Here is an 8,313-nt window from a genome sequence, read left to right on the forward strand (position 1 = left end):
CGACCCCCCGGGAGTGATGGTGCCCGTCCACGCTGACGACTACGTGATCCAGCCGCCCGGTGCCCGCGAGGGCGAGCTGGACGGCCTCACCCTGCCCTCGGTTCTCGCCGACGCCGTGCGGGCCGGGGGCGACGCGGTGGCCCTGGTGGACGGGGATCGCGAACGCACCTGGCGGGAGGTGCGGGACGACGTGGACGCGCTGGCCCGCGCACTCCAGGAGGCCGGCGTCCGGCCCGGCGACGTGGTCGCCCTGCACCTGCCCAACTGCTGGGAGTACGTCACGCTGCACCTGGCGGCCGCGTCGGTCGGCGCGGTCACCCTGCCCGTGCACCAGGGCAACGCCCCCGCCGATGTCCGGGCCCTGCTGGAGCGGGTCGGTCCGGCGGTGCTCGCGCTGCCGGCCGCCACCCAGGAGCCGGACGGACCGCTGACCGCGGAGGCCCTGCGGGAGTCGCTGCCGTCGCTGCGGGCCGTCCTCGTGACCGGCGGCGGCCCGGCCGAGGGCACCGAGTCGGTGCAGGGCCTGCTGGACCGCTGGGCGGGCGAGCGGCCCCGGCCGGTGGAGGTGCTGCCGGACGCGCCGTTCCTGCTGTTCCCCTCGTCCGGTACGACGTCCGCGCGGCCCAAGATCTGCCTGCACACCCACGACTCGCTGCTCACCAACTCCCGTGCCGCAACCGAGGACAGCGCCGAGTCGTACGCCGGCACCCTGATCACGGCGTGCCCGCTGACCCACTGCTTCGGCCTGCAGTCGCTGTACTCGGCGCTGTTCCGTGCCGGCCGGCAGGTGCTGCTGCGCTCCTGGGACGTGGACCGGTTCCTGGAGCTGGCGCGTGCGGCGCGGCCGAGCGTGGTGGTGGCCGTGCCGGCGCAGCTGCACGACGTGGTGGCGCGGGCCCGTGCGTCGGCGGCAGGCGCCGGATTCCGCCCGGAGAGGGTGCTCACCGCCGGTGCCGCCCTGCCCGCCGCCCTGGTGCGGGAGGTGCGCGAGACGCTGGACACCGCGCTGATCGTGGTGTGGGGCATGTCGGAGGCCGGGAACGGCACCAGCAGTCTGGCCGGTGACCCGCCGGAGGTCGCCGCGCACAGCGTGGGGCGGCCGGTCCGCGGCGCGCGGATGCGCGTCCTCCGCGAGGACGGCACGCCCTGCGCCCCGGGCGAGGCCGGGGAGCTGTACTACCGCAGTCCCAGCATGTTCCGGGGCTACTACGGGGAGCCGGAGCTGACCCGGTCGGTGGTGTCGGAGGACGGCTGGCTGCGCACCGGTGACCTCGCCTCGATCGGCGAGGACGGCCTCGTGGCGTTCCACGGCCGCTCCGCCGAACTCATCAACGTGGGCGGCCGCAAGTTCAACGCCGTGGAGATCCAGGGCCTGCTGGCGGACCTGCCGGACATCGGTCCGCTGGCGGTGGTGGCCAAGCCCGACCCGCGGCTCGGCGAGTACCCCTGCCTCGTGGTGACCGCGCGCCCGTCCGGTTCCCCGGCGGACCCCGGTGACGCCGGTGACGCCGGTGACGCCGGTGACGCCGGTGACGCGCCGGCCGGTACCGTCGGTACGGTCGGTCTCGGGGAGGTGACGGCGTTCCTGCGGGAGCGCGGGGTCGCCGAGTACAAGATCCCGTTGGAGCTGGTGGTGCTGCCGGCCCTGCCGCGCACCCCCGCCGGGAAGATCAACCGGCGGGCGCTGGAGCAGATCCTGGCCGACGCCGCCGCGCGGCCGGAGCCGGTTCCCGACGACGCGCCCCGCCCGGACCCCGGCACCGCGCTCGACCTGGTCGTGGCGGCGGTCGCCGAGGTGCTCGGCGCGCGGGGCGCGGACGACGCGGGTCCCATCGGACCGGACGTCACCTTCCGCGCGCACGGCCTGGACTCGGTGGCGTCGGTGCGGCTGCGCACCGTGCTCGCCGAGGCCACGGGCCTGCCGTTGCCGGCCGCCGTGGCCTTCGACTTTCCGACCCCGGCGGCCCTGGCCAGGGAGCTGGCCGGGCTGAACCGTCAGGAGGAGGAGCCGGTTTCCGGCCCGGAACTCCATGACGAGCCCGTGGCGATCGTGGGCATGGCCTGCCGGCTGCCCGGCGGCACCGCCTCCCCGGAGGCGCTGTGGGCGCTGCTGAGCGAGGGCGGCGACGCCGTCTCCGCGTTCCCCGCCGACCGCGGCTGGGACCTGGACACCCTCTTCGACGACGATCCGGAGCACCCGGGCACCACCTACGCCCGTGAGGGCGGATTCCTGCGCGACGCCGCCCACTTCGACGCGGGGTTCTTCGGCATGTCGGCGCGGGAGGCACTCGCCACCGACCCGCAGCAGCGGCTGCTGCTGGAGACCGCCTGGGAGGCCGTGGAGCGGGCCCGGATCGATCCGCTGTCGCTGCGCGGCAGCCGTACCGGCGTGTTCACCGGCGCGATGTACCACGACTACGCGACGGGGGTGAGTGACCCGTCCGGGGAACTGGAGGGGCTGCTGCCGGTGGGTACCTCCGCCGGCGCGCTGTCCGGGCGGATCTCGTACACCCTGGGCCTGGACGGCCCGGCCCTGACGGTGGACACGGCCTGCTCCTCGTCGCTGGTGGCGCTGCACCTGGCGTGCCGGTCGCTGCGGTCCGGGGAGTCGGAGCTGGCGCTCGCCGGAGGAGTGGCGGTGATGGCCACGCCGGCGCCGTTCGTCGGTTTCTCCCGGCTGCGGGGCCTGTCGCCGGACGGCCGCTGCAAGTCCTTCGGCGAGGGCGCGGACGGGGCCGCCTGGTCGGAGGGCGCCGGTCTGCTGCTGCTGGAACGGCTGTCGGACGCGCGCCGCAACGGCCATCCGGTGCTCGCGGTGATCCGCGGCTCGGCGGTCAACCAGGACGGCGCCTCCAACGGCCTGACCGCGCCCAACGGTCCCGCGCAGCGCCGGGTGATCCGCCGTGCGCTGGCCGACGCGGGGCTCACCGCGGCGGACGTCGACGCGGTGGAGGCGCACGGCACCGGTACGACACTGGGCGACCCGATCGAGGCACAGGCACTGCTCGACACCTACGGACGGGAGCGTCCCGAAGGACGCCCGCTGTGGCTGGGCTCGGTCAAGTCGAACCTGGGACACACCCAGGCGGCGGCGGGCGTGACCGGGGTGATCAAGATGGTGCTGGCGCTTCAGCACGGCGTGCTGCCGCGCACGCTGCACGCGGACATCCCCAGCTCCCGGGTGGACTGGTCGGCCGGGACCGTCCGGCTGCTGACCGAGGCACGCGCGTGGCCGGCCGGGGAGGGCGGGCCGCGGCGGGCGGCCGTCTCGTCGTTCGGCATCAGCGGCACCAACGCCCATCTGGTGCTGGAGGAGGCCCCGGCCGGTTCCGGGGGCGCACCGGCCGCGCGGGAACAGGACGCCGAGGGGCCCGTCGTGCCGTGGCTGGTGTCGGCGCGGGACGCGGCGGCGCTGCGGGGCCAGGCGCACCGGCTGGCCGCGTACGCCGAGGCCCACCCGGAGGTGCCGGCCCGCGACATCGCGTACTCGCTGCTCACCACCCGCTCCCTGCACGCCCGTACGGCGGTGCTCTCCGGGGCGGGGCGGGACGCGCTCACCGCGGCGGCGGCCGGATTCGCCCGGGACGGCGTCGCCGGGGTGACCGGCCGGCGCGCGGGCGGCGGTCCGGCGGAGACCGCGTTCGTGTTCACCGGTCAGGGCAGTCAGCGTCCCGGCATGGGCCGCGCGCTCGCCGCCGCGTTCCCGGTGTTCGACGCCGCGCTGCGCGAGATGTGCGCGGAGCTCGACCCGCTGCTGGAGCGGCCGTTGACGTCGGTGATGTGGGCGCCCCCGGACAGCGAGGAGGCGGGGCTGCTGCACGGGACCGGCTGGGCGCAACCCGCCCTGTTCGCCTTCCAGGTGGCCCTGTACCGGCTGCTCGGGTCCTGGGGGGTGACGCCCGCCCGGCTGGTGGGCCACTCGGTGGGCGAGATCGCCGCCGCGCACGTGGCGGGCGTACTGAGCCTGCCGGACGCGTGCGCGCTGGTCGCGGCGCGCGGCCGGCTGATGCAGTCGCTGCCGACGGGCGGGGCGATGGTCGCGGTCGGCTGCTCCGAGGCCGAGGTGCTGCCGTGGCTCGCCGGGCGCGAGGAGCACCTGGCCGTCGCCGCGGTGAACGGGCCGCGCTCGGTGGTGCTGTCCGGCGCGGAGGCCGCGCTGACCGGCCTGACGGGCGAGCTGACGGCCGCCGGGTACAAGACGCGCCGCCTGGTGGTCGGTCACGCCTTCCACTCACCCCTGATGGACCCGGTGCTCGCCGAGTTCCGGGAGACCGTGGCGTCGCTGTCCTTCGCCGCGCCGGAGATACCGCTGGTCTCCGGCGTCACCGGCCGCCCGCTCACCGCCGCGGAGGCCGCCGATCCGGACCACTGGGTGCGGCACGCGCGGGAGGCGGTCCGGTTCGCGGACGCGGTCGTCCACCTCGCCGACGCGCGGACCGGCGTCTACGTCGAACTGGGTCCCGAGGCGGCGCTCACGCCCATGGTGGACGAGTGTCTGGCGGAGCACCTCGGGCAGCGGGAGCCGGGGAACGGCCCGGTGGTGGAACCGCTGCTGCGGGGCGGGGAGGACGAGGCGGGGGCCCTGCTCGCCGCCGTCGTGCGGCTGCACGCGCACGGACTGCCGGTGGACTGGCCGGCGGTGCTGCCGGACGCGCGGACGGTCCCCCTCCCCACGTACGCGTTCCAGCACGAGGCGTACTGGCTGGCCTCGGTGCCGGCCGGCACGGTGGCCGTGGCGAGCCCGGAGACGGCCGGGGCCGCCGAGGCGGCGCCCGCGCTGGCCGGGCGGCTGGCCGGCCTGACGGACGCGGAGGCCGAGGCGCTGGTGACGGACCTGGTGCGCGGCGAGCTGGCGGCCGTGATCGGCGGGGAACTGCCGCCGGACGCGGGTGACGGCCTGGCCTTCACCGAACTGGGCGTCACCTCCGTCACCGCCGTCGAACTGCGCAACCGGCTCACCGCCGTCACCGGGGTCCGGCTGCCGTCGACCCTGGTCTTCGACCATCCCTCCGCCGCCGCGGTGGCCCGGCTGGTGTGCGACACGCTCCGGCCGTCCGGGCCGGTCCGTGCCCGTGACGCATCCGGTCTGGTCGACGAGTTGGAGGCGCTGCTCACCTCGGGCGCCGACCTCGACTCCGGGACGGCGGGCCGGCTGCGGACGCTGGCCACGCGCTGGGCCCCGGCCCGCGCCGGCGGCGCGGAACCGGCCGCGGGCCCCGTGGACCTGGCGGACGCCACCGACGAGGAGCTGTTCCGCCTCATGGACGGGGCGGGGCCGTCCGGTCCCGTGGACGGGGCGGGCGGCGGCGACGAGGACCTGTTCGGCCTCCTGGACGGAGTGGACGGCACGGACGCTCCGGGCGGCGGCCGGTAGGCGCCGGTCGGCGTGTCCCCACGTTTTCCACGTCCCCACGTCCCACGTCCCCACGGTCCGTCGCCCGGAGGGCGGCGGGCGTCACGGGGCCGGCCGCCGGCCGGCCCTCCACCCAGCGCACACCCACCAGCGGGAGATCACCTCATGAGCGGGCTCGTCATGCCCACCGGCACCCGGTCCGGAGCGGGGGCCGGATCCGGCCCGGACTCCGGCCCCGGCGGCGGCGATCAGATGATCGTGGCGGAAGGCGTCAGCAAGGCGTTCGGATCGGTCCATGCCCTGGACTCGGTCAGTGTCAGTGCCCGCCGGGGCACGGTCCTGGCTCTCCTCGGCCACAACGGGGCCGGCAAGACCACCCTCGTCAACATCCTGACCACCTCGCTGCCGCTGTCGTCGGGACGGGCCTCCGTCGCCGGTTACGACGTGACCCGCGAGCCCTTCGAGATCCGCCGCCGCATCGGCCTCACCGGCCAGTTCGCGTCGGTGGACACGCAGCTGAGCGGACGGGACAACCTCGTGCTGATCGCCCGGCTGCTCGGTGCGGGCCGGCGGGCCGCGCGTTCCCGGGCCGACGACCTGCTGGAGCTGTTCGAGTTGACCACGGTCGCCGACCGGCGCGCGAGCGGCTACTCGGGCGGCCTGCGACGCCGGCTCGACCTGGCCGTGTCGCTGGTCGGCGGCCCGCGGGTGATCTTCCTCGACGAACCCACCACCGGCCTGGACCCGTCCAGCCGCCTGAAGCTGTGGGAGATCGTCGAGGGCCTGGTCCAGCAGGGGGCCACGGTCCTGCTGACCACGCAGTACCTGGAGGAGGCCGACCGGCTCGCCGACTCCATCACGGTGCTCTCGGCCGGCAAGGTCGTCGCCTCGGGCACCGCCGACGAGCTCAAGGCCACCGTCGGCCGGCGCACCGTCACGCTGACGCTGGACGGCGCCGACGCGCCCGCGCGGGCGGGGGCCGCGCTGCGCGGCGCCGGGTTCGCGCCGGTCGGCGGCGAGGACGGCACCCGCGGTCTCGTCGTCCCGATCGACACCACCCGGGACATCGCGAACGTCGTCCGCGCGCTGGACCGGGCGGGCGTCGAGGCCACCGAGCTGACGTTCGGCGAACCGACCCTGGACGACGTGTACCTGACCCTCGCCGAGCAGCACGCCAGGACCCCGGCGTGACCGCCGCCCGACGCCCTCTGTGGAGGACTTCTTGACCACGCACCTCACTCCCGCACCGCGCCCGGCCACGCCCGTGGCCGTCGCCCTCGAGGCACCCGACTTCGGCGGGAGTTCGTTCGCCGTCCAGGTGCGGGTGCTCACCGGACGGTCGCTGCGGGCGATGGTGACCGACCCGGGCATCGTGCTGTTCGGCCTGATCCAGCCGGTCGTCATCCTGTTCGTGCTGACGCAGGTGTTCAGCAGGATGGGCATGCCCCCGCACTTCCCGGAGGGCGTGAGCTACCTCGACTTCGTCCTCCCCGCCGTGCTGGTGGACAACGCCGCGCAGTCGGCGATGCAGTCCGGGGTGGGCCTGGTGGAGGACCTGCGCAACGGCATGGTCGCCAGGCTGCGGACGTTGCCGGTGCGTCCCGGGGCGCTGCTGGTGGCGCGCAGTCTGGTGGGGCTGGTGCGCAGCGCCGTGCAGATCCTCGTGATCATGGTGCTGGCGATGACGGTCCTGGGCTACTCCCCCAACGGAGGCGTCGCCGAACTCGCCCTGTCCGCCGGGCTCACGCTCTTCCTCAGCTTCGCCCTGGGCTGGGCCTTCATCGCGGCCGGCGCGTGGCTGCGGCGCGCGGAGCCCCTGCAGAACCTCGCCCTGATCGTGATCTTCCCGCTGATGTTCGCCTCCAGCGCGTACGTGCCGGTCGCCGACCTGCCCGGCTGGCTGGCGGCCGTGGCCCAGGTGAACCCGCTGACGTACGCCATCGACGCGACCCGCGCCCTCGCGCTGGACGTGCCGGGCCTGGACCACGCGATTCCGGCGCTGGTCATCGGCGGGGTCATCAGCGCGGCGGGCGTGTTCGCCGCCCTGGCCGGCTTCCGCCGGCCCCTCTGACCCCCGCGCCACTCTCCCCCCGGGGCGCGGGACCCGGCCCGCAGGTGCCTACAGGCGACCTGCGGGCCTTTTTCGTGCGCGGGTGCGAGGGCGGGGGCGGCCCGGGTGCGGGGGCGGGGGCGGCCCGGGTGCGGGGGCGGGGGCGGCCCGGGTGCGGGGGCGGGGGCGGCTCGGGTGCGGGGGCGGGGGCGGCCCGGGTGCGGGGGCGGGGGCGGCTCGGGTGCGGGGGCGGCTCGGGTGCGGGGGCGGGTGCGTGTGTTGTATGGCGCCGGCACGGGCACGGCATCGGCACGGGAAACGGGCGCGCCGAGGCGGCGATCCGGGCGGGCGAGGGGGCCCGGGAGGGGCTGGACTACGGGAGTCCCGTGGGAGGTGGCCGTGGTCCCGCCCGCGGCGAGGGTCGCGGGACGCTTCCGGTGCGCTGCCTGGTTTCGGTCACCGCTCGGCGCGAAACAGGCGGTGGTGGGTGCAGGGGTGAGGGAAGAATCGCTGGTCAACGGACGGGACGGCTGCCCGGACCGCCTCCAGGCGGGCAGCCGGAAACCGGTAAACGGGTCAGCCACCCTGTTTTCACCTCCCGTCGGCCCGAGTCCCGGGGTGACCGGGCGCGCACGATGGCGCCTCCCCGAGGGTGGTCCGGGCCCGCCCCCAATGGCCGGTCCGCCCTCACCGTCCCCGACCCGGAGCCTCCGTAGCCGCTGCCGCGAACCCGGGCCGCCCTCGGCGTACTTGACACGGCCGACGCGGGCGGATGGTGCCGGCCCGACTGTCTCTGCCCGTACGACAGGGCCCGGACCGGCCTTCACGACGGTGGCGGCCGTCGTGAAGGCCGGTCCGGGCCCTGGGGGTGGCGGGCCGGGCCGGGGCTCGCCCCGGCCCGGCACCGCGG

At 76.2% G+C, this 8,313-nt stretch carries 3 protein-coding genes; all 3 read left to right on the forward strand.

Annotation, left to right across the window (positions count from 1 at the left end; translation table 11 throughout):
- Positions 1–16: 16 nt before the first annotated feature.
- The 3 genes from FHX78_RS00810 (at position 17) to FHX78_RS00820 (ending at position 7,424) form a co-directional block, all read left to right on the forward strand.
- Complete coding sequence (locus FHX78_RS00810; RefSeq protein WP_145865524.1) at positions 17–5,374, forward strand: type I polyketide synthase; 5,358 nt, start codon at positions 17–19, stop codon at positions 5,372–5,374.
- 144 nt (positions 5,375–5,518) lie between these two features.
- Complete coding sequence (locus tag FHX78_RS00815) at positions 5,519–6,544, forward strand: ATP-binding cassette domain-containing protein (protein ID WP_373313082.1); 1,026 nt, start codon at positions 5,519–5,521, stop codon at positions 6,542–6,544.
- 31 nt (positions 6,545–6,575) lie between these two features.
- Positions 6,576–7,424 (forward strand): ABC transporter permease, encoded by an 849-nt coding sequence (locus FHX78_RS00820; protein WP_145865525.1) that lies wholly within the window; start codon positions 6,576–6,578, stop codon positions 7,422–7,424.
- The last annotated feature ends 889 nt before the right edge of the window (positions 7,425–8,313 follow it).

Origin of the sequence: Streptomyces capillispiralis (genome assembly GCF_007829875.1) — a bacterium.
GTDB classification, from domain to species: Bacteria; Actinomycetota; Actinomycetes; order Streptomycetales; family Streptomycetaceae; genus Streptomyces; species Streptomyces capillispiralis.

Excerpts from the sequence above, each read along its gene's own strand:
- FHX78_RS00810 (WP_145865524.1), top strand. The coding sequence starts at position 17 with ATGGTGCCCGTCCACGCTGACGACTACGTGATCCAGCCGCCCGGTGCC.
- FHX78_RS00815 (WP_373313082.1), top strand. The coding sequence starts at position 5,519 with ATGAGCGGGCTCGTCATGCCCACCGGCACCCGGTCCGGAGCGGGGGCC.